Annotated in this window: 22 protein-coding genes and 2 pseudogenes; 1 reads left to right on the top strand and 23 read right to left on the bottom strand. The window is 35.6% G+C overall.

What is annotated here, in order from left to right; genetic code table 11:
- The 23 genes and pseudogenes from D8803_RS09140 to D8803_RS09025 form a co-directional block, all read right to left on the bottom strand.
- A complete protein-coding gene (locus D8803_RS09140; protein WP_000588791.1) occupies positions 1 to 429 on the bottom strand; it encodes a hypothetical protein in 429 nt (142 codons plus the stop codon).
- On the bottom strand, positions 422 to 1,150 hold the full coding sequence (locus D8803_RS09135) for a hypothetical protein (RefSeq protein WP_131200887.1): 729 nt from the start codon (positions 1,148 to 1,150) through the stop codon (positions 422 to 424). Before D8803_RS09135 ends, D8803_RS09140 begins: the two co-directional genes overlap by 8 nt.
- Entirely contained in the window at positions 1,147 to 2,529 is a 1,383-nt protein-coding gene (locus D8803_RS09130; protein WP_398574987.1) for a virulence protein, read from the bottom strand. Before D8803_RS09130 ends, D8803_RS09135 begins: the two co-directional genes overlap by 4 nt.
- A gap of 152 nt (positions 2,530 to 2,681) precedes the next feature.
- Positions 2,682 to 3,137 (bottom strand): DUF5085 family protein, encoded by a 456-nt coding sequence (locus D8803_RS09125; protein WP_125454174.1) that lies wholly within the window; start codon positions 3,135 to 3,137, stop codon positions 2,682 to 2,684.
- Entirely contained in the window at positions 3,137 to 3,586 is a 450-nt protein-coding gene (locus D8803_RS09120; protein ID WP_038804220.1) for a hypothetical protein, read from the bottom strand. Before D8803_RS09120 ends, D8803_RS09125 begins: the two co-directional genes overlap by 1 nt.
- Entirely contained in the window at positions 3,583 to 4,575 is a 993-nt protein-coding gene (locus D8803_RS09115) for a hypothetical protein (RefSeq protein ID WP_038804221.1), read from the bottom strand. The genes D8803_RS09120 and D8803_RS09115 overlap by 4 nt, the downstream gene beginning before the upstream one ends.
- Before the next feature lies 1 nt (position 4,576).
- Positions 4,577 to 6,091, bottom strand: coding sequence for a T7SS effector LXG polymorphic toxin (locus D8803_RS09865; protein ID WP_223805125.1), 1,515 nt, complete (start codon positions 6,089 to 6,091; stop codon positions 4,577 to 4,579).
- 72 nt (positions 6,092 to 6,163) lie between these two features.
- Positions 6,164 to 6,364, bottom strand: a pseudogene (locus tag D8803_RS09105) (DUF4176 domain-containing protein); the annotation flags it as partial.
- 104 nt (positions 6,365 to 6,468) lie between these two features.
- The gene (locus tag D8803_RS09100; RefSeq protein ID WP_001039458.1) at positions 6,469 to 6,738 is read right to left on the bottom strand and encodes a DUF4176 domain-containing protein; all 270 of its coding nucleotides are present in this window, start codon (positions 6,736 to 6,738) and stop codon (positions 6,469 to 6,471) included.
- Positions 6,731 to 7,492: a hypothetical protein gene (locus D8803_RS09095; RefSeq protein ID WP_000405468.1), complete on the bottom strand. Its 762-nt coding sequence runs from the start codon at positions 7,490 to 7,492 to the stop codon at positions 6,731 to 6,733. The genes D8803_RS09100 and D8803_RS09095 overlap by 8 nt, the downstream gene beginning before the upstream one ends.
- Positions 7,493 to 7,495: 3 nt before the next feature.
- Positions 7,496 to 8,839, bottom strand: coding sequence for a T7SS effector LXG polymorphic toxin (locus tag D8803_RS09860; protein WP_223805124.1), 1,344 nt, complete (start codon positions 8,837 to 8,839; stop codon positions 7,496 to 7,498).
- Positions 8,829 to 9,407 (bottom strand): DUF4176 domain-containing protein, encoded by a 579-nt coding sequence (locus tag D8803_RS09080; RefSeq protein ID WP_223805123.1) that lies wholly within the window; start codon positions 9,405 to 9,407, stop codon positions 8,829 to 8,831. The genes D8803_RS09860 and D8803_RS09080 overlap by 11 nt, the downstream gene beginning before the upstream one ends.
- A 113-nt stretch (positions 9,408 to 9,520) precedes the next feature.
- Entirely contained in the window at positions 9,521 to 9,832 is a 312-nt protein-coding gene (locus D8803_RS09075; protein WP_038804224.1) for a DUF4176 domain-containing protein, read from the bottom strand.
- Positions 9,832 to 10,674, bottom strand: coding sequence for a hypothetical protein (locus D8803_RS09070; RefSeq protein WP_038804225.1), 843 nt, complete (start codon positions 10,672 to 10,674; stop codon positions 9,832 to 9,834). Before D8803_RS09070 ends, D8803_RS09075 begins: the two co-directional genes overlap by 1 nt.
- Complete coding sequence (locus tag D8803_RS09065) at positions 10,652 to 12,136, bottom strand: hypothetical protein (RefSeq protein ID WP_050562288.1); 1,485 nt, start codon at positions 12,134 to 12,136, stop codon at positions 10,652 to 10,654. Before D8803_RS09065 ends, D8803_RS09070 begins: the two co-directional genes overlap by 23 nt.
- Positions 12,133 to 12,783: a DUF4176 domain-containing protein gene (locus D8803_RS09060; protein WP_038804226.1), complete on the bottom strand. Its 651-nt coding sequence runs from the start codon at positions 12,781 to 12,783 to the stop codon at positions 12,133 to 12,135. Before D8803_RS09060 ends, D8803_RS09065 begins: the two co-directional genes overlap by 4 nt.
- Position 12,784: 1 nt before the next feature.
- Complete coding sequence (locus D8803_RS09055; RefSeq protein WP_038804227.1) at positions 12,785 to 13,057, bottom strand: hypothetical protein; 273 nt, start codon at positions 13,055 to 13,057, stop codon at positions 12,785 to 12,787.
- Between the two features lie 11 nt (positions 13,058 to 13,068).
- Entirely contained in the window at positions 13,069 to 13,476 is a 408-nt protein-coding gene (locus tag D8803_RS09050) for a DUF5082 family protein (RefSeq protein ID WP_038804228.1), read from the bottom strand.
- A 42-nt stretch (positions 13,477 to 13,518) separates the two neighbouring features.
- Positions 13,519 to 17,964, bottom strand: coding sequence for a type VII secretion protein EssC (essC, locus tag D8803_RS09045; protein WP_125454172.1), 4,446 nt, complete (start codon positions 17,962 to 17,964; stop codon positions 13,519 to 13,521).
- Positions 17,965 to 19,164: a type VII secretion protein EssB gene (essB, locus tag D8803_RS09040; protein ID WP_000460976.1), complete on the bottom strand. Its 1,200-nt coding sequence runs from the start codon at positions 19,162 to 19,164 to the stop codon at positions 17,965 to 17,967.
- 9 nt (positions 19,165 to 19,173) lie between these two features.
- Positions 19,174 to 19,431: a hypothetical protein gene (locus D8803_RS09035; RefSeq protein ID WP_009013811.1), complete on the bottom strand. Its 258-nt coding sequence runs from the start codon at positions 19,429 to 19,431 to the stop codon at positions 19,174 to 19,176.
- Positions 19,394 to 19,876, bottom strand: a complete 483-nt coding sequence (locus D8803_RS09030; RefSeq protein WP_223327448.1) for a type VII secretion protein EssA — start codon at positions 19,874 to 19,876, stop codon at positions 19,394 to 19,396. Before D8803_RS09030 ends, D8803_RS09035 begins: the two co-directional genes overlap by 38 nt.
- Positions 19,877 to 19,925: 49 nt before the next feature.
- Positions 19,926 to 20,216, bottom strand: coding sequence for a WXG100 family type VII secretion target (locus D8803_RS09025; RefSeq protein WP_038804232.1), 291 nt, complete (start codon positions 20,214 to 20,216; stop codon positions 19,926 to 19,928).
- A gap of 781 nt (positions 20,217 to 20,997) precedes the next feature.
- Here D8803_RS09025 and D8803_RS09020 point away from each other — a divergent pair.
- Positions 20,998 to 21,190 (top strand): annotated as a pseudogene (locus D8803_RS09020) (IS3 family transposase); the annotation flags it as partial.

Genomic DNA, 21,190 nt, shown 5'->3' with positions numbered 1-21,190 from the left:
TTACTTCTCCACTGGGATAATCAAATCCACAAACAAATCATCATAAACAGGTATCAACACTAGGTATAACTTATCTTGCAATTCCCAACCATGATCACGAATATAAGCTTTCATCTCCTCAATTGTTTCATCCAAGCTACCATCAAATAGAACCCGCTTGCTAATTCCTTCTATATCTAGAGATGCCTGATAATCCAGTTGACTTGTTGGCTCTGCTTCAGATATAACTGGAATATAGACTCCCACATCTTGCTTTTCTTCGTTAAATTGAGTTGGAGTCATTTCAAAAATGGTCGGACCATCTTTATAAATACCATCAGTATAGGGAAGGAGTTCTGTATGAACAAATAACTCCAATAGTTCGTCCGCTTGAATCTGGACCTGGTCTGTCATCAAATGTTCCATATGAATCTGGATTTCTTTAATCATCTTTAGTTACCTTTCTACTAAATCTATCTCTGTCAAATTCTCTGTTTGAAATCATATCTGGGTTTACTTTTATATGCTTGATTGAAGTCTCTTCCTCAACATCATGACGGTGTTGGTAGGCGTAGATAATATAAAACCATGTTCGGTATAAATAAGGCCCCATGATCATAAAGAATAAGGACATTCCCCATCCCCAAAAATATTCATATCCAATGATAGCTAAAAAAACACAGCAAAGAGATAAAAACATGGGAGGACCAAATAAAAAATTATAGACATTTTTGACGGCCTTATCTGATAAAATTTCTTCAGAGTCTAAGTCAACCATCCAACTCATAACAATATTCATAATAATGGAAAAGATAAGAGGAAGGAAAATTTTTAAACCAATAAAACTATAGTCACCGCTCATAGCACTAAAGCTCAAAATTGCATAAACATGACCAGTCAGATACATGAGATAGGACCCAAAACTCGTTAAGATCCCTCGCTTAAGATCTAGTAAAAATACTAGATTTAAAACCCAAACAACAATCCCTGTAATAAGCAACCCTTGATATAAGTCCTCATTTTTTAGAACCTCTAACCCTCCTGCCATAAACATAAAAAAGGCTATAGGATACAAAATAAAAATCCCATTTAATACGCCCCACAGAGGGACAGGACCATGAATCCCCTTTCTTTGAAATTCAAACGATTTTATAATTCGTTCCAGTATCATTTAAACCATCCTCTCATGCCTTTGATCAGGCTATTGGCACCTTTTTTTAGATTATCAGTGACATTAAACTTTTTATCAATCCAGTTCAAACCAGCTACAGCACCTGCCGATGCTAAAATAGCTGCGCCTCCAGCTAACCAAGCGGGAGCTGTAGCTGTAGCAACCAAACCAACGAAAGCTGCACCTAGACTCGCTGCGGCAGTTGCCGCAACAGTTGTTCCAGCTGCCTTGGCCGCATCTATTACAAAACCTGTCGTCACACTTGCCTTAACTTCATTTCCCCTTAGTCCTTGACGTTTGGCCTCTTTTTCATTTTCGCTGATTTTTGAGAAAGTATCAACTACATCTAAAGCAACACCAACAACCGCTGCTCCTTTTAAAAACTTACCAAACTTAGTAGCTGATTTAACATTTTTTAGTCCTTCTTTAGCAGACTCAACTAAGCCTTTTCCTCCACCAGCTTTACTAGATTTCCAGACATTTTTTAAAGCGCCTTTAAAAGTCACTTCTTTGATGAATTCTTCTTTTAACAAACTATTTGTTGTTTTTACTAGACTTCCTCCAACTTTAAAGATTTTGTGGACCATCTTAGTATTTTCATCAAAAGTAGCTAGAACATTCCTTAATCCCTCATTATAACGTGTATTACCAAGCTTCGCAAATAAAGACTCAAACGCTTTAGTAGGCTTACCACTACTATAAAGAGCTATAGCATAGGATTTATTCTGATTAAGTTTCTTATTAAGCTTCAAAAATTCATCTAATTTATTCCAAAATAAAGTCGTATTCTTGTAAACAATTACATTTCCGAATCTATCTTTCTTAAAACGATAAGCAGCATATAAAGCTGGCAAAATAGATTTTAAATGTTTTTTATAGTCCTTACTATTTTTATATAAATCACTCTTTGTGACATTTTTATAAACATTAAATAATGAATCTATTAAGTTCTCATTTTCGGCCACCGTCCCACTATACTTAGACTCGGCAAGCTGTTTTGCGAGAGCATTTTGGTACTTCACAGCTTTGGAGTTGCTATGGATAGCTGAGTGTATCTCTGAAACTGAGTTTTTAAACTGAGTTCGATTATAATAATTTCTCGATACGCGGTCCCCATATGGAAGAGGAGCATAACCTGATAGGGTAGCGATTTCACTATTTTGCATATCTATAAGGTCAAAAGTATCTGTCTTTAAAAGAACACTATTAAAAGCTTCCATGTTCTTTATGGTATCATCTAAACTCTTGACTGCTTGATTGTAGCTTGTATTTACACTATCCAAACTAGGATTCGTTAACGTTAGGATATCACTTATCCCTGAATAGATATTTTTCGTCTTACTGGAACTGCTCTTTAGTCCCTCAATCGGATCTTTCATCCGTTGCTTGATGCGTTCTAGGTATTCTGTCTTAATAATGGCACTGTTGTCAGTCTCTGACACCGTGTCTTGAAAGAGCTTCACAAGTCCATCATAGCGACCGACAATGCTATCTAGGGCATTGACATAGTTATCAACCTTCAGTTACATTACTAAATATTTTCGGAATAACCTACCAATAATTCTAAATATTCTAATCCGTTTTTGGGAACCACGTGATAAAAAGGGGTTACCATCTCCAATTCATTTTCTTCCAATGCTATTATTAATTTTGCATATTCTATTTCTGTCAAAGTCTTAAGGTCTCCTTTAATAATCGTTTTTAATAAATTGCTAATTTCAAAATAAGTTGAAAAATTATAACCTTTTAAACTAAATAAATCGTTGGATATAGGCATAAATAACTCAATTTCTATTACTTCATTTAACGGAACGTTATTCAAACTGTAAAAGAACGGGCCTTTTAATTGATAGCCCGCTTCTACAATTCCTTTTATAAACTGCTCCAAATGCTCTTCCATCTCACTGTAATGAAATGATAGTCTCTGTCTAACCACATTTTGAAAAGCAATTTTATTAACTTTGACAACATTTTCTGGTAGTTTCATCAATCTTTTTCAACCTCACAATACATGTCAATTACATAGTCTCCATAAAGATCCAATACGACATGAATAATATTTACTAATTTAAATCCTAACTTTGAAATTTCTTTTTCGATTTCTTCATATGGGATTGGCTCTTCTTGATTATAATGACGATAATAAAAATCGGTTGTAAAATTTAATGATTCCTGAAAGAAAATACCCGAAGTATTTTCTCCCTTTATCTCAAGTTTATTCCCAACTGTTGTAAATACAAGAACATCTTGTTCAGCTTTTTTGGGATTATAAGCATAAAACATTGGTCCATCTGCATAAAATCCGTTTTGTATCATTTGTATTTTAAATTCCTTCGAATCTGAGATCAAACGATCAAAGAAAGTGGCTGAGGGAGTTAATTCCAATCTAAAACCAATTAAATTTGTAAGACTTAATTCTCTTTTTTTAAAATTCATTTTTTCTTTCCTTTTTTGAATCCAGTTTTTAATCTTTTCATCATAGATAGAATAAAGCTCCCCAAAATATCCAGTCCTATTGAGATTATAAATATTCTCCCAAACCAAATAAGCCAAAGGGGGGTGTATGAACTAGGACTAAAATAGCCTATATTATACATAATACCTAGAAATATTGAACAAAACAAAATCTCAAGGAAAATTCTAATCTTTGCTTTCTTCAAACTGAAATCCTTAAATAAATTTCGAAAAGTCTCTTTTTTCTTAGGTACATCTTCCCAATACTCCTTGCTTTGAGTTTTTAGATATAAAAGATAGGCGACTTCTGTGATCAGTTGGGAGAAGCCATAGCTAAAAAGTACAGCTGTTAGAATTCCTAAAACTAGCGCAAACTTACCAGAAAGAACACCGCCTAGCATGGAAACTGTAAAAATAATGAGAAGAGAATTATTATTGTGGGCACTAGATTTCGCAAAATAATTACCCATTGTTCTATTGGTAGAAAAACCTTTTTTTAACTCTCTTTTTAGCCAAAAATAGTGATAAACAAAACCAACAACTGTACAGATTAACAAAAAAGGAATGGTGTATAATGAACGTTCGTTATATTCTTGCAAATTAGTCCCTGAATAAACAAGAATAATATAAGATATAAGTATCAAAGATAAAAAAATACCTATATAAGATAAAAGTAATAATATGGTTGATAAAATCTGTCTACGATAAATAAATGTCATTCCTAGCGGAATAAAAGTTGCCACGACAAGATAAATAACATAAATCAAAACAAAATCAAAAAAATAATTTTCCAAAGGATTTATTCCGTAGCCTTTAACAAAATAAAAATATTGGAAAAGCAGAAACAATGCCGAAGCGAAAGCTCCTGTGAACGAAATAACCATCATACTTGCAGATGCGCGAGTATTCGCTAAGCTTTTAAAATATGCTTTATTTAATTCTTCAACTTCTTTCACTGTTTTTTCTTCCATATTAACCTCCAAACATAGAACTTACTACATTACCTATACTATTTCCTATACTATCTCCTATACCCTTCCCAAAATCTTTTATCGCATCAACTGCACTCTTACCAACAAATGGTAACTTAACATGATTTAGAGCATAATTGATAGCAATCCCTGCACCCGCTCCTATTACTGTTCCTAAAGGAGGTAAGAAGGCCGAACCAATGGCAGCACCCAATCCAGCAGCTGCAGCACCGGAGCCAATATCAACGGCTGAATCAATCGTAAAGTCCCGCGCTTCTTTGGCCGAGATACCATCAGACATATCCACATTCTCCCTAAAATTATTATAGATATTTATAGCTGTTAAAATTCCTCCAGCTAATTTAAATGCCTTACCAACTTTCCCTACTTCTTTCCACCCTTTAAAATCATTTAGTGGATTAACAGACTCTTTGAAACCGCTCCATCCTGCTTTACCCATTTCTTTCATACGAGCAACACCTTGCAAATTACCTGAATAGTGGTAATTTTCTAGATCAATTCCTGAAGCATTTTGGAAATTGCGACCATGCCTGTATAAATTGTTAGTAGAAGATTTGAAAATAAACTTATTGCCCCATCTCATTCTTCCTTGGCTATCCATTGTTATTTTTATACCATTAAGAAAAATATTTGCTCCTCGATAGGTAACGATAGCTTCCCCCATTGATTTAATATAATCGGCAACATCTTCTGCTTCAGGAGGAGTTAGATTAAAAAATTCACTAATTTTTGATACAGAAATTTCTTTTTGCTGTTCTGAGATTATCGTCCCACTATACTTAGACTCGGCAAACTGTTTTGCGAGAGCATTTTGGTACTTCACAGCTTTGGAGTTGCTATGGATAGCTGAGTGTATCTCTGAAACTGAGTTTTTAAACTGAGGTCGACTATAATAATTTCTCGATACGCGGTCCCCATATGGAAGAGAGGCATAACCTGATAGGGTAGCGATTTCACTATTTTGCATATCTATAAGGTCAAAAGTATCTGTCTTTAAAAGAACACTATTAAAAGCCTCCATGTTCTTTATGGTATCATCTAAACTCTTTACTGCTTGATTATAGCTCGTATTCACACTATCCAAACTAGGATTCGTTAACGTCAGGATATCACTTATCCCTGCATAGATATTTTGTGTCTTACTGGAACTACTCTTTAATCCCTCGATCGGATCTTTCATGCGTTGCTTGATACGTTCTAGGTATTCTGTCTTAATAATGGCACTGTTGTCGGTCTCTGACACCGTGTCTTGAAAGAGCTTCACAAGTCCATCATAACGACCGACAATGCTATCTAGGGCATTGACATAGTTATCAACCAGTGGTATCTGATAGTTGGTCACCTTCTGGTTAATGGCATCCTTCACTGCCCCTTTGAGGCTATCAGTTGAAACGACCTCTGATAGACGACTTCTCGAAACAGATAGCTGTTCCTTGATACTATTTACCGAAATAACTAACAACTCTTTTTGAACTCGAACTTCGGATACATCCATTCTACTTAATCTTCATTATAACATTTTCTCACCATATAGAAAATCCTAGAATAGAATCCTAGGATTTGTATGTCATTTTTTGAAGTCTTCTATGGTGAAATAGTCATAGGTGATTTTTGAAACTTCCTCATCATAACGACTCAAAAAGTCTTGAAATCGACGATCAATATAGCCAAAGAATAGAACCTCCTCTATATCCTCTTTGTTAAAGAAGATAATGTTTTGATTAATAAGCCCTAGTGGAAGACTGACCGCTCCAAAATCAAAAAAACCTTGCTTGCCGTCCTTTTCAGTTTATCAAAACACCTCATACTACTCCTTCATTATTTATTTTTTTAGTAACGAAAGTTTTCACAAGCTGTTAATAAAAACCAGACCTATTTATCGCTAGAAATGAACTCTTCTAATCTTGTGATAAACTCTTTCTCAAACTCTGTTACGTGAGCTTTAAATAACACCTGATCAATTTTCTCAGCATCAAACAAATACATTGACTGAGAATCTTCAAACCCTTGAGGGTTTAGGACCCCAGAATAATCAAAAACTTTCCCTTCACTATTCTGTTGATAACGCCCGACAATCATAATAGGTTGAGTCCCATTCTTTAATAAAACAGTTGTTCCCAGTGGCAACCAATTTTTATTCATCTCTATTTCTCCAATTCTTTATTATATTATAAATAAAATGTATCAGTAGTACTACTAAAAATAAGAATAAAGGTCGTAATGATACCCAGCTTACACCTATAACAAGGAAGGCTGATAAAAAACAAATAATAGACGCCTCTATCTTGGAAGGTCTTCTAGCCTCTGGAAGCATATCTAAATGCTCCTGCGTTATAGATGAGCGATCAGTGAATTGATAAAAGAAACGATATCTTGCAGATAAAGAATCAATATCTAAAAAGTCATATCCCCTAATATAATCAACTACAAACAACATCAGTAAATTATCAATTTCGTCAATATTTTCAGTATAGAGAGAAAAATTTCTCTTTCCAGCAATGGCAATATTACTTGCAGCATAAACGGCAATCGGAATGCCATCTTTTGTGACAGGTAGAATATCTCCTTTACTACCTGAACTTACACACGTCATTTCATAGTTATTTAAATTGGATTGAAAAACTCCATGCCAGTATGCTTGTTCCCATAAGTGACCAAATATTTCTTCTTCAGAATAAATCAAATCCTTATTTAACCCTCTAGCGACTATTCTTTTCTTTGGAGAAATGAATTCTGATTCTTTCAAGACAAGAATTTCTAAATCTGTTGCATATAGACGGTATCCTGCCTCTTCTTGAACGATTTCAATCCTTTCAGTCCAATGTTCTTCATCAGGTAGTTTTGACTGAAGAATTAATCCCTCTGAGTTTCCCCGTAATTGTAATTGTATTTCCATGTTTTACCACCCTATTGATAAGCCCAAGCCAAATGGTCCTAGTTTCATTTTTGCCTCTGCTTTTTCAGTTGTTACTCCCACTTTTGCCCTAGCAGAAACACCCACTCCGGCAGAAGCACTTACATCAATCGTAAGACCAAATATTTTAAATCCAGCTTTAGCTTCTCCTTCTACAATATAAGCATCAGCTCCCGCCTCTAATTGGACTCCTCCCTTTAGTTTTCCTTCCCTATTAGTAAAAAAACCAATTTCTCCGCTTGCATCTGCCGAAGCTGTATATGCAGAGCCAGAAAGTTTTGCATGGATATCGTTACTATCATCTCCCCAGCGAGCATGCCCTTCCGCCTCAGCGCCAGTAATTTTAGCTTTAGCTTTAGCTCCAATGCCATATTTTTGAGAATTTTTTTTATTTTTTGAGACATCTTTCTTACCTTCTTTAGCAGAAGCTAATGATTTGATTACACCAGCAGAAACATCTGCCTTAAGTACCGAAACTTCTCCGCCTAAATTCGTATCACCTGCAGTAGTTTTCCCAGCATAAGCTTCAAATCCCATATCTAAATCAGAAAAATCATCATCAACCACAACTCCCGGTGGAAGCTTCTTAACTTTTTCTCCGCTATACTTAGACTCAGCTAATCGTTTGGCTAAATCATTCTGTAACTCGACTTTCTTTCCTCCACTATGCACGGCCTTAGTATATTCTGCAACATCGTTTTTAAAACTTGTACTACGATAATAAGTTCTTGCCGCGTATTCGGTAAATGGAGTACTTGAATGAAGGGCGAGAAACTTTAATTGCTTATTTTGAACATTTATCAAATCTGTAAAGCTACTATCTCCAACAAGTTGATTAAAAGTTTCCATATTCTTTATGGTATCATCTAAACTCTTGACTGCTTGATTATAGCTCGTATTCACACTATCCAAGCTTGGATTCGTTAACGTTAGGATATCACTTATCCCTGCATAGATATTTTTCGTCTTACTGGAACTGCTCTTCAATCCCTCGATCGGATCTTTCATCCGTTGCTTGATGCGTTCTAGGTATTCTGTCTTAATAATGGCACTGTTGTCGGTCTCTGACACCGTGTCTTGGAAGAGCTTCACAAGTCCATCATAGCGACTGACAATGCTATCTAGGGCATTGACATAGTTATCAACCAGTGGTATCTGATAGTTGGTCACCTTCTGGTTAATGGCATCCTTCACTGCTCCTTTGAGGCTATCGGTTGAAACGACCTCTGATAGACGGCTTCTCGAAACAGACAGCTGTTCCTTGATACTATTTACCGAAATAACTAACAACTCTTTTTGAACTCGAACTTCGGATACATCAATCTTCATTCACTTCCTCCTCTGCGTAAACACTGGAAATCAATCCTGCGTCTAGATAGTCCTTACGCAGAGCTTCTTGGCAGTAGTGTTCATCCACGGTATCCGAATACCCTTCTGATACTACTCTCTTAATCAAGAGATTGCTTAAAAACAAGGGTGAAGTGTCAAAGCGTAATCCAAATGGATAGCCATGACCGATGTAGTCCACATAATGGCCATTTGCCAAATCAACTCGACGACCTGAAAGAACTAGAAAAAAGTCCATCTGCTCGCTTTCAAATGACTCAACCAAGTCCTTAGGAAGAAGTTCACGATCAAGTTCGACAACACTACCTAAAGGATAGATACGACTTAAACAGAGATCCACATAGGAAGCATACTGGATAAAAAGCGAACGAGGTAAGGTGACTTCTTCTTGGAGACGCCGAATTCGCACGAGTTCTTTTTCATAGAAAAACTCCAACGGCGCACCTATCATTGGATGATAATGATAACTAGGTTCGTCATTCATAAAAGCTATATAACAGGCTCTAAAAACATCTGGATGTCCTGATAAGGTCATCGCTACCGCTGTCAATACTTCCTGATACTTTTCAGATAGATTACATCAGTGACCAGTCTACTTAATCTTCATTATAACATTTTCTCATCATATAGAAAATCCTAGAATGGAATCCTAGGATTTGTATGTCATTTTTTGAAGTCTTCTATGGTGAAGTGGTCATAGGTGATTTTTGAAACTTCCTCATCATAACGACTCAAAAAGTCTTGAAATCTACGATCGATGTAGCCAAAGAATAGAACCTCATCTATATCCTCCTTGTTAAAGAAGATAATGTTTTGATTAATGAGTCCTAGTGGAAGACTGACAGCTCCAAAATCAAAATAACCTTGCTTACCGTCCTTTTCAGTAACTGGACAATGATTAACAATCATGACAGGCTCCACACCTTCTCTCATTCGAACAACACTTCCAATCGGTAAAGCCGTACGTTCTGACATCAGTTTTCTCCTTCTAAATATTTCTGAGCTTCCTGAACATAAAAGAGTTCTGGATTTTCATGGGCGATGCTTTCAAACAAACTACGAGTACGAGCTTCATCTCCTTTTAATTGGGCGTTGAGAGCTCCATAATAAGAAAACATGATTCGAGCTAATTTATTTTCGGGTTCAGTGGTATCGAAATAGTCATTTGATATTTTATTTAAAACAAGATCCTCTATAGCTTTTACTATGTTTATTGCATTCGTCTGCCTAGTAACCTGAGAATTTGTTCGAGCTTTTAATGTAGCTAACATATCAATTTGGTTCGAAATTTCTTCTGTTTTATCAGCATGGATTAGAGAAAGAATCTTAAAGTAAGCTGTGGACAATTGGATCTCAAATTTCTTATTAAAATTTTTATCCTCAAAATTTATTCGTTCCAAATTATCAAGTGTTTCTTCAAACTTTCCTTGGTAATATGACGCTTGGGCAATAGCTAGTAAACAATTTGCATTATTAAACAGTTGTTGAGACTTGACTGAGTGTTCAGCCACATAACGATAATAACTTATGTGCTTGTCGAAATTAATATCCGTCAAAAAGATATTATCTACAGCTAATTTAACCAGTTTATTATTTAATGAAAGCAGTGTCTCAAACCCAAAACATACTACCGTATAAGTAATGAATTTCATAAAATTCATTTCCCCACCTTTAAATAATTCAACAACCATGCCTATAAATGCTAGACAAACTATAGGAAATAAGCAAATGTATACTATTTTTGTCAAATTATATAATTTTGGAATTTCAAATCCAGATATTTTCAACGAATAGTTATTTAATATTTCTTTCATCATTATCCTCCATTGTAGAACTTAAATATAAAAAGGCGCTCGCTATTACTGGAGCCGCTATCGAGGCTCCAAATCCAAATGTAGATGCACTAACTGTAACACCATAAATTAAAGCACCCATAACAAAAACTGTAGCAACTACTACTTTCCCCGCTTTTAATATCTGTTCTCCATGATCCACACTTCTCACCCCTGTTTCAGTGGTCGTCTTAACTGTCGCATAGTCTTGTTTGACCTGGTTATGTTCTTTAACATAGGAAACACGATAACCATTCTCTGACTTAGTTCCAACCTCAAGAGAGCGATTCTTATAGCCAAAGCCAATAGAAAGGTTGGGTGCGAGTCTCCCGTAGCTTGAACTAATCTTGTCTGCTAGACTGAACTCACCCGTTATAGAATAGTCCTTTAGCCCTATCTTCGTCTTATAATTGGCTTTTTCATCTAGGAAATCTGTACTCAAACCTCCAACGCTATACTCTCCTTCTTGACTTAACTTACCATCTTTATATTTAGTGTTAAAAGTGATGGCACTTTCCCCTTTAAAGTGCCCTTTTATCTGGATTTTACTCTTGAGATAGTGCTGACCATCGTCATATACTGTTATCTCCTTCTCAAACGTAACTTCATTCCCTTTCAAGAAATCAATCAGTTCCTGAGGTTTCTTACCGCCATTCCCATGGGAAGCAAGAGAGATCGTTCTACCCAAGGTCTGTAGTTCCTGCTCACTCATCTGGCTCAAGTCAAAGGCTGTTTCTGGATTATAATGTCGAATATAACGGATTAGTTCTTCGTGCAGAGTTTTAGAATTCTCAATCTGTTGATCCCGTAACTTCGTGTCCTGAAAAATCGCAAGGGCTTCCACATTATGATAAGGGTCTGTCATGCCAACAGCTTTGCGAGACCGACTCAAACCACTTGCAATCGTGGAGAGGGTAGTGGTTACACCGCTCCCCAACAGTTCACCATTAAATGATTCCATCCGACTTTCAGTTGTACGAAGAGATTGCAGGGCTTCTTCCTTATGGCTTTTGATATCTGCGGAAGAAGGATTGCTGATGCCAACTATACCTCCAATTGCAGAGTAAGCTATTGTAAGGTCTGGATGGGCAATCAAGTTCAAAATCTCTTGAGTCGGTTGTTCCACAGCTCTTTTTAAACCGGAAAATTCTGACGTATCAATGACAGCAGCAGGACTATGCTCATCAACCAACTCCTGAAAGCGTAACATCAGCCGATCCCACTCATTATATAAACCATTGGCTAAATCACGGTAACTAAATAATAAAGGCAGGTTATAATTACTCAGCTCTGCATTAATCGCATCTTTGGTGGCAGAACGAAAACTTTCCGTGCCAATCAACTCTCGAGTACCTTGAAGCGCTGCTAAAATCTTATCTTCAAATCCACTTTTTGAACGATAAAGTCCCTCGCGCGCTATCAATAATTCAGAATACTTATATTTCATTGGCTAGCCTCCATTTGATAATTGTGAAAAGTATAAGAATCCAGATCCTTTGCAAGTAGTTGGCGACGTAGGTTTAAGACATGTTGTTCCTGAATATCATTCTTCTCTAGCCCCCTAAAAAGGACGGATGCAATCATGTCATCGGATATAACTAAGGTTTCTTGATTTGGAATCAAACCTTTTGGCCAAAAATATCCTGTGTAATCTAGATAAAATTTGTTTTCAATTGATACCCGTTGCCCTGTAATTAATACATAGATAGGCATTTCTTCAATAAAATCCTCAAGAGCATCTTTGGGTAACTTTTCTCTATTTATTTGAATAACACTACCTAATGGCAGAATTTCTGTATAAATTTTATCAATTAATCCAAGTAAACGCACAAACTCAGATGTGGAAAAAAGCTGAGTTTCTCCAAGACGAGTGATAATAACCTCTCCCTTATTGAAGCGAAAATCAATACTCGCTCCAATTGTTGGATTGTACTCATAACTCATATCACTCTGAGACAAATTTAAAACTAATGTTCTAAATAAATCCGGTCTATAAATAATAGCTTTGGCGATTTGATCGATGAGTGAATTTGGCTTAAAACCAAGATAGGACTCTGTAAAATACTGCGCCCATAACATCTCTTGTGAAATCATCTTATCCTCCTCTAAAACCTGCAGCCCCAGCAGCATCATCAGACACTTTATTCGCTACAGCCCTAGACATGTTTCGTGTCTGATCTATTGAATTGCTTTTAAATGTTTTTATCGAACTGTTTAACTCATCTATCATCGTATTAATTTTAAGGAAAGGTTGTAAGTCATTCTCGCTCAAGGTAGGTTTTGAAAGATCGGACAAAGCATCAATTGATGAAGAATATGAAACAACATCAACAGACCAAATATTATAATCTAATTTTATTTCTCCCATAACTCTCCCCCTTAATCTTCATTTTGACTTTGAAGATAAATATAAGTATTTAGTGATTGGCTAGCGTAATTCATACCAATTGCTAAATTAGAAGCTTCAGCCGTATAGGTTGAGATTTTTTGGTCAATCAAATCAATATTATTCTGGGTATTCTCCAACCATTGGGAAATCGATCCTTTTAGCGTCTCTATTTTATTATTAAAGTCATCTCTTCTATTTCCAGCAAAATTAGAAGTAGCTTTTGCCTTTATCAAATCGTATTGAGACAATTGTTCTGAAATTGCGCTTTTCTTACTCTGTATTTTACTCTTATTCTGTTTTAGAATACTTATTTTATTTAATATATCTGCTCTTTCACTAGACATTGTTGAAATCTGTTGTCGTAAAGAGTAAATCTCATAACTGTAATCACGAGACATAGCTATATCTCCTTTGTTTTTTATCAACTTATGTTAAAGATTCTATCCATTATCTGTAACCAATCGTAAACGATAACCTATTCTACCCACAAAAAAGTTTGTCTCATCCTCTGCTACAACTGGCTCACTGAAGCTCGTTTGTACTTTTGAAATATTTTGATCTTTGAACCTTGTTCCAACACATCCAGCAGGAACATTGCTCTTTAAGACCTTGTCAACATCTAAGTAGCCTACACTAATAGCTTGTTGTTCTCCCATAAATACAAAATGAATGTGAACTTTTCCGCTATTTCTAACAATCTTTTTAAATACATCCTCGGTTACTTTCATATTTAATAAAGTCCCCAGCATATGCGCTTCTGGGATAAATACGTACATCATTGAAGCCTCTTTACCATTGTGACGGCTTTCAATTTCTCCTTGAATATCGTTAAAGAAACTAGGTATATTATCTCTATCAATAATTTTATCAAATACTTCTGTTTTTTTGTAACTATTGTTGGTATTTAATAATATTTTTTCAATATTTACTAATTTGTTCAGACTTGGAATCAAACTATTTTCACAATATTCCAGTTGTTGCGGAGTATCATATAAGAATTCAAAATACCCATCTCTATCAGGAACAAACCCTTGAGGATCCGTAGTTTCTTTATCAAACCCTATCGGTAATTCACCCCTTGACCACATCTCAAGTACTTTTGGATGATTACTAAAGTGTGTAAGCGTCACTTCACTTGGCAACATTGGGATCGGTTCTGGGCAAACTCCTGTCCAGCTTCTTGCAATCAACTTAACTTCTTCTTCCAAGTTATACAGGCGCTCAATGTCCCCTTCTCCACTTATCGGGAGATAAACCTGAATGGCATACGGAATATCTTCTTTCAACTGGGCACGGCCAAAAATTTCTTGCTGAATTAAAGCATCACGTCCTATAATTTCCTTAGAGGCTCCTTCATCAACTAGGTAAAAGGCCAAGCGCGAGGTAATATTGCTTGACATACTGATTTTAAGGCTATTTGAGCGGAGTGCTGTCAAAATCACATAGCATCCAAGACTCGCTCCCTCACGTAGGAGGCGGTTAATCATACTTTCAATAGCTTCTTCTAGCGGTGTATCTTTTATAGTATCAAAGCCGTCAAAAATAGTAAGAATAGCAGGGAGTTTCTCACCCGATTTTTGTTCGTATTGGGAAAGACTTGCTACATTATAGAGGGCAAACTTCTCCTTGCGAATCTTCAACTCTTGGTCAATACGTTTTAAAAACTTAACCAGTTTTTCTTCTTCATCAAACCTTGTCAAATCAACTACATGAGGTAAATCTTTTAGTGGCAAGAGGCCGTTTGTCCCAAAGTCAAATAAATTGATTTGTACTTGCTCTGGAGTATTCAAACGAGCGAGATTTAACACTAGAGTTTGAAGAGCTAGGGATTTCCCAAAACCAGGTGAACCATAGAAAACTGTATGCCCCATTTTTTCCAAATCAAAATGATAATCCTTTTGACGTTGCTCTGTCGGAATATCCATTCGAGCAAAGGGAACGGCCAATACTTTTTCATCGGTCCAGTGAATATCTGTTTGAGGGGATATGATGGCTGTCTCTAGTGGTTCTAACCACGGTTTATCTGGCAGGTTGAGAGGTACAGTCTTGCTCACTCTTGCTATATAGTTTACAACAGCTGAGAGTTCCGTTATTTCTTCCGCCTGATCAGCAGTATAATTTTCATCCTTAGATAGGTCATCAGATAGCAATTCATATTGTCCCAGGTCATTAATCAACCAAATTCGTTCATCAACAACTTCTTGAACTCCCTCTATTTGCGGGGCATAATGTGCACCACTCCAAGCAGACTGGAACAACTCATAGATTTCGTTATTTCCTACTTGTAAGTAGGCACGCCCTGGTTCAGTAATACTCGCTGCATCTGGTGTTTTGATAATTTCATTTGAATCAGACTCATCTGACACTTTCAAAGCTAGTTTGAAACGAGAGTTTGACCATATTTGATCATTCACGACACCTGATGGCTTTTGTGTAGCAAGAATTAGATGGACCCCAAGCGAACGTCCGATACGGGCTGTCGAAACCAGCTCTGTCATAAATTCTGGTTCATGTTCTTTCAATTCAGCAAACTCATCACTAATCAGGAACAGATGAGGTAATGGTTTGTCTGGATAGCCTGATTTGTCAGTAGATTTTTGCCCTTCCTTATATAATTTAGTGTATCCATTAATATGGTTGACACCAAATTGATTAAATAGTCGTTGGCGTTTTTGTAACTCTGCTTTGATAGAAGCTAAGGCACGCGCACTAGCCGCGCCATCTAAGTTAGTAATAGACCCAAGCATATGTGGTAGATCTTTAAAAAGATTCGCCATCCCACCACCCTTGAAGTCAATCGTAAGAAATCCAACATCCTCTGGACTAAAATTTACAGCCATGGATAATATATACGACTGAAGAATCTCCGATTTACCTGAACCAGTAGTTCCTGCTACAAGACCATGCGGTCCATGTGCACGTTCATGTAAGTTGAGTTCCACCTGGTCATCTTTCCCACGCAATCCTAATGGCACTGCTAACGTTTTAAAAGTATCCGCTTTGGACCATCTAGTCGCAACCTGTAACTCTTCAACTTCTCTGACTTGATAGAGTTCCAAAAAAGTAACGGATTTTGGAATCGTATTCTTCTCTACTTCCATGTGTTTTAGATTTGCTAAAGTACGGATAGAATCTTCATAGCAATCCAACAGTGGGTAGGGAATAAAGGTTTGTGCACTATAGGATCCTTCATCATTAATGATTTGACCTAGATTTTGATTCTTATATTCAATCAAAGTTGTGATAGTTTCTGGCAAAAGACGACGTGCCTCTTTCACCCAAATGACTGTTACACCCAACTCTGTCAAATCCTTGGCTAGATACTCATTCAAACTATGGCCAAGTAAATGGGAGTCATCCATAATCGTTAAGACATAATGAGGTTTAAAGCGTGCATCTTTTTCCCCCATTTCACGTTTGATTTGAGAACGTTTTTGAATGATACGATAAAACGAATTTAGAACAGCATCACGACTTCTGGCATCATGGACAAAACCACGAATATTTCGCTCCTGCATATTAAAATGTGGGAGAAAGCGCCACTCAGACCAATCCTTCTCATATCTCAGTTCTTGAACAAGATTGATAAAATTAACATCTAAGTAGCTATGGAACATTGCCATCTGTAAGAGCATATTATACACAGCTGTCCTAGTTACTTCACTGTTTCCAACAAGACCAACTGTCGCTTCAAAGATATTAACAGTAATTGGAACCTTCTTTTGCAAACTGTAGTCTTGCAAGACTGTTCGAGCAAACTGCGATATTTCATCTTTACTTTGCTCATCAAAATTTGTTTGCAACTCTAGCTGACTTAACTTATCTCCTAATCCTAAGGACACCTGTAAGAAATCTTCATTATAGTCCATCCGCTCATAAATTCTAGAATCATAATCTGCAATCAGTTCAGTAATGGTCGATATTGACGGTTGATTGTAATGTAAAATCTTAGTTTCTTCTTTGTAGTATCTTTCTAAGTCGGATACTTGTTTTAATAAATATGCTTCGTAGTCTTGAATACGATTTTTTTCCTGCTCTTTGGTATCCTTTCTCTCCTCAAAATACTGACTCATAGTTGTCGCTGCAGTCAGGAGACTAAAACCACCCATCCCTAGCATCATTACAGGATTCCCTTTCGTCCAAATTGAACTAAATGCAGTTAAAGTAAACATCCCTAAAGCTGGAACAATTGCTCGAATGAGCGAGTTTTTAGGTGGTTTTATCGGCTGTGGAGGTTGATTGATAATGATTTTCCCACTATGGATAATCGGGTTAACTCTTGGACTCCTTCTATACTCTGGAAAATCCAACGGATATTCATTATTTTTTTCTTGTATCAGAATTTGACTCTTATTCAATTGTGGTTCTTCAAAAAGACATCCAATCTTCCACTGGTTCTTTCTTTTTTCTATAAAATAGTTAGAAACCTTCATTCGGTTTCCCACTTCAAACGGATAAAGCCCTTCCTCTTTGATAAGACGGTTATTTAGATAAACCGGAGATTCCCCAAGTGTAACCTGTACTTGATTATTTGAGAAAAAAAGTTGGTTTGAAATTGACCAACTAATGTCAGCTGATTCTTTCTTGCTACAAATAAATCGTTGTGGCGGAAAAATATAAGTGACAAAAATATCCTCTTCAGGAACCAATAAGGTTACAGTTTCTTTATCAAAGGTAGATTTTCCTCTTTCTAATTCCTTACCGTTTCGATAGACTCTTCTGCCTTCTACTGTATACTCGTTAGTACCTACTCTTACCTCTTGTCCTTCAAACAAATCAATTTTTTCCAATTTTTCTTGTTCAATCAACAAGGTATAAATAGGTTTATGAAGTTCTCCTAATTGGTCTCCCAGTTGATGATCATATTCTAGCTTTTTTGCCTTCATTTATCGCTCACTCTTTTCTTTTGTTTGGTTGTCCTTAGGAGTTGTTGTCTCAGTAGATGCTTTTGTGTCACTACTATTTGTAGTCGCTTCTCCAATCTCAGCAGAAAGTTCTTTTATTTTCTTTTCATATTCTTCAAGTTTCTTTTGTTTTTCAGAACCGTTCATATTGATATCTGCTTTAACTGATTCATATAGATTTGTATAAGCGTGTAAAATCAATTGTGTGTCCCCGATATTTTGTGCCACATCTAGAGCTTTTTCAAATTTTCCACGTCCAAGATAAATCCAATAATAGAAAATTGTATCATCTGTTGATTCTGTAATCGTATTTAAAATAACTTCCTTTTGCTTATCGCTCAAACTATCTAAACGGACATAGCTTGCTGCTAAGATATACTTAGCTTCTTTTGGCAATGATTCTGCACCATAATTTTTTAATGATTCAACTGTTTCAGAATAGTCTTTTCGCATGAAATTTGATTGGGCCATAATGACTGATGATTTTAGGGGGCCGTCTTTAAACATAGACTTATAAGTGGCAAAACTTAAAATCACTGTGGTTGTAGCAAGCAAGGCTCCCCCTATTAACAAAGCCTTCCATTTTTTCTTGTTCACCAACAAATTAGCTTTTGAACTCTCTTCTGATAATTTTGCATACTTTTCTGCAATATATTTATTAACATCAGCTACACTCCCTAAGGGAATAATATCCTGTGCTACCTTTTCCTTTATTGCATCAATCCCATGGATGACTAAGTCAAAATCTACCTTAGGTAGTAAAATAGAAATCATTAAAGCTTTATAAGACTCTAAATAGAATTCCGAACTATACTGCTGTGGTGCAAGTAATTTTTCGATTCCATAATGTAACATTTGTACATTACTGCCAAAAACAATGATGTTCTCAGGATGGATATATGGAATTTTATAATCATTTTCAGAATGAACTAATGCCGACATGTTTTGTGCCAAACTAAAACGCTCAAGCTCCGTACTTCTATTTAAAATTTCTTCCTTAACTGTTTTAAAATACTCGGGAATAATATAATTCAAAGAAAGAACTCCATCTTTTTGAACTATTTCTACTGGACAGTATTCTTTAATCAATTCAAGTTGTTCTCTATGATAACCTGATGAAGAAATTTGAACTGATATTTGGTTGTCTTCTCTCACAAATTGTAGTTGATCTGCTTCAAACATTTTTTTCTCCTATGATACATCTTCAATCTCTATATAATCCCCATCACTAACTGGATAAGCAGCCAAGATGTCCGTTGTCTCGATATGAATTTGTTTATTTCTAACTTTGAAACAAAACGAACTATTTAGAGGTAAATTCAACTGTTCTCTAACTTTGGTATCTTTTAATAATTCCTCTAATCTTAACCAAGTAAGAGCTTTTGAAACTCGAATATCTATTTGTTTTGCTCTATACTCTAGAGTTAGCTTTATTTTTCCGTAATCCATGCCATTTCCTTCCTAGATAGACTCCCAACAAAACCATAAACAGCAAGAAAACACTTGTAAATACACTTCCCATCCAATCCTTAAAAATTGAATAGTCACTTTGTTTAAAAGAGGGTTTCTCCTCTACAGTGTATTGATTAAACAATGATGTTTTAACGACAGTAGTTTCTAAACGATAAATAGAATGTTTTTCACTATCGGTAAATATAGTCTGCTCTGCCCCCTGTAAAAGTTCTTTTGTTGTTTGAGTTCTCTGGTCCACAACCTTTTGGGTACGATTTAAAAATAAATTTGGAGCATATTTGGATTCTATCCTATTTTTGACCGTGTCCTGTGTACTATTTGTAATGATATCTGTATCAAGTTTTAAGCTACCATCGTCTGCATAAACTAGCACAGGAAATACGATACAAAGAATTAATAGATATTTTTTAATTTTCTTCATCATGGTATAAAAATAAGCGTCAAGTTTCCCTGACGCTCCTCAAAATCAACTACAAACCAAAGCTTTGTGCATCTTGTTGGTCACGTTCAGCTACTGTTTGAGCATAGTTGTTCAATTGTTGGTTGATGCTCACTAGAAGCTCCTCGAATTTTTGAACATGTGTATACAACTGGTTGTATTGCTCAAGGTAAGCATTAAATGCTTGTCCTTTCCATTGTGATGCCATTTCTCCATTTGTTCGATTAACGGTTTGTACTGCTTGTTCAATTTGATCTTTAGCACTAAGATAAATTGCCGCCTGAGATTGTAACTGTTCTGGAGTTAAACTAATTGCTGACATAAGGATTCTCCTTTTAAATTTTTTCCTACTTTAGTTTATCATATATTTTAGTGTCTGTCTATCAGTTACACACTCGTAATACAAATTTGTACAAAAAAAGTATCTGCAAAAACATTTAGATAGAAAGAAACCTGTATTCAAAGTTTTCATACGCCCTAAAATGTCAAATCAAGTGCACATTTTCCTCATAGAAAACTTCATATTCTCATTTCATAGTATGTTGAATTAAAGTATCAATTATGATTTTCTTATTACTATAAGAAGAAACTAAAATAATTCTGGTATATTTTATCTGAATCATGTGTAATTGCGGCCTGTTTTTCAGTATATAATTACTTCTTTAAGATAAGAATATTCTATGGCCAAATTTTGTCTAATTAATTTAGAAATCATTAACAAGGGGGATATTATGGCTGAAAGAATAATACATCAAGCTGATCTTCGAGCTATCGAGAACAACTTGCGCTCTATCCATGAAGGATTGCGAACAATTGGTTTTCATACTTAAGTTTTGTCCCAGCTTTATCCTTTTGATATTCCTTTTGAAGCTCATGAAGTTCTAGTCTCTCATGATTGTAAATACAGTATTGAAATTTGTTTTTTGCAAACATAATAATCCTTTCTAGTTATCAACAATTAAATCTTGTTTAAAAAATCTGAAATGTGTAGTTATCTAAAACCAACATCTAATTTTCTTAAACAACACAAAAACGCTCTAGACAATATGAACTGCACCCCAAAAGTTAGACAGAAAAAATCTAACTTTTGGGGTGTTTTTATTATGAAATTGAGTTATGAAGATAAAGTTCAGATCTATGAACTTAGAAAACAAGGATATAGCTTAGAGAAGCTTTCAAATAAATTTGGGATAAACAATTCTAATCTTATATACATGATTAAATTGATTGATCGTTACTATTCTCCTGAATTAAAACAAGAAATGATTAATAAAGTCTTACATGAAGGCTGGACTA

Origin of the sequence: Streptococcus oralis, assembly GCF_003943385.1 — a bacterium.
GTDB lineage: Bacteria > Bacillota > Bacilli > Lactobacillales > Streptococcaceae > Streptococcus > Streptococcus oralis_CA.
This window is presented reverse-complemented; position numbering and strand designations above follow the sequence as displayed.

Excerpts from the sequence above, each read along its gene's own strand:
- D8803_RS09140 (WP_000588791.1), bottom strand. The coding sequence starts at position 429 with ATGATTAAAGAAATCCAGATTCATATGGAACATTTGATGACAGACCAG.
- D8803_RS09135 (WP_131200887.1), bottom strand. The coding sequence starts at position 1,150 with ATGATACTGGAACGAATTATAAAATCGTTTGAATTTCAAAGAAAGGGG.
- D8803_RS09130 (WP_398574987.1), bottom strand. The coding sequence starts at position 2,529 with ATGAAAGATCCGATTGAGGGACTAAAGAGCAGTTCCAGTAAGACGAAA.
- D8803_RS09125 (WP_125454174.1), bottom strand. The coding sequence starts at position 3,137 with ATGAAACTACCAGAAAATGTTGTCAAAGTTAATAAAATTGCTTTTCAA.
- D8803_RS09120 (WP_038804220.1), bottom strand. The coding sequence starts at position 3,586 with ATGAATTTTAAAAAAAGAGAATTAAGTCTTACAAATTTAATTGGTTTT.
- D8803_RS09115 (WP_038804221.1), bottom strand. The coding sequence starts at position 4,575 with ATGGAAGAAAAAACAGTGAAAGAAGTTGAAGAATTAAATAAAGCATAT.
- D8803_RS09865 (WP_223805125.1), bottom strand. The coding sequence starts at position 6,091 with ATGGATGTATCCGAAGTTCGAGTTCAAAAAGAGTTGTTAGTTATTTCG.
- D8803_RS09100 (WP_001039458.1), bottom strand. The coding sequence starts at position 6,738 with ATGAATAAAAATTGGTTGCCACTGGGAACAACTGTTTTATTAAAGAAT.
- D8803_RS09095 (WP_000405468.1), bottom strand. The coding sequence starts at position 7,492 with ATGGAAATACAATTACAATTACGGGGAAACTCAGAGGGATTAATTCTT.
- D8803_RS09860 (WP_223805124.1), bottom strand. The coding sequence starts at position 8,839 with ATGAAGATTGATGTATCCGAAGTTCGAGTTCAAAAAGAGTTGTTAGTT.
- D8803_RS09075 (WP_038804224.1), bottom strand. The coding sequence starts at position 9,832 with ATGTCAGAACGTACGGCTTTACCGATTGGAAGTGTTGTTCGAATGAGA.
- D8803_RS09070 (WP_038804225.1), bottom strand. The coding sequence starts at position 10,674 with ATGATGAAAGAAATATTAAATAACTATTCGTTGAAAATATCTGGATTT.
- D8803_RS09065 (WP_050562288.1), bottom strand. The coding sequence starts at position 12,136 with ATGAAATATAAGTATTCTGAATTATTGATAGCGCGCGAGGGACTTTAT.
- D8803_RS09060 (WP_038804226.1), bottom strand. The coding sequence starts at position 12,783 with ATGATTTCACAAGAGATGTTATGGGCGCAGTATTTTACAGAGTCCTAT.
- D8803_RS09055 (WP_038804227.1), bottom strand. The coding sequence starts at position 13,057 with ATGGGAGAAATAAAATTAGATTATAATATTTGGTCTGTTGATGTTGTT.
- D8803_RS09050 (WP_038804228.1), bottom strand. The coding sequence starts at position 13,476 with ATGTCTCGTGATTACAGTTATGAGATTTACTCTTTACGACAACAGATT.
- essC (WP_125454172.1), bottom strand. The coding sequence starts at position 17,964 with ATGAAGGCAAAAAAGCTAGAATATGATCATCAACTGGGAGACCAATTA.
- essB (WP_000460976.1), bottom strand. The coding sequence starts at position 19,164 with ATGTTTGAAGCAGATCAACTACAATTTGTGAGAGAAGACAACCAAATA.
- D8803_RS09035 (WP_009013811.1), bottom strand. The coding sequence starts at position 19,431 with ATGGATTACGGAAAAATAAAGCTAACTCTAGAGTATAGAGCAAAACAA.
- D8803_RS09030 (WP_223327448.1), bottom strand. The coding sequence starts at position 19,876 with ATGAAGAAAATTAAAAAATATCTATTAATTCTTTGTATCGTATTTCCT.
- D8803_RS09025 (WP_038804232.1), bottom strand. The coding sequence starts at position 20,216 with ATGTCAGCAATTAGTTTAACTCCAGAACAGTTACAATCTCAGGCGGCA.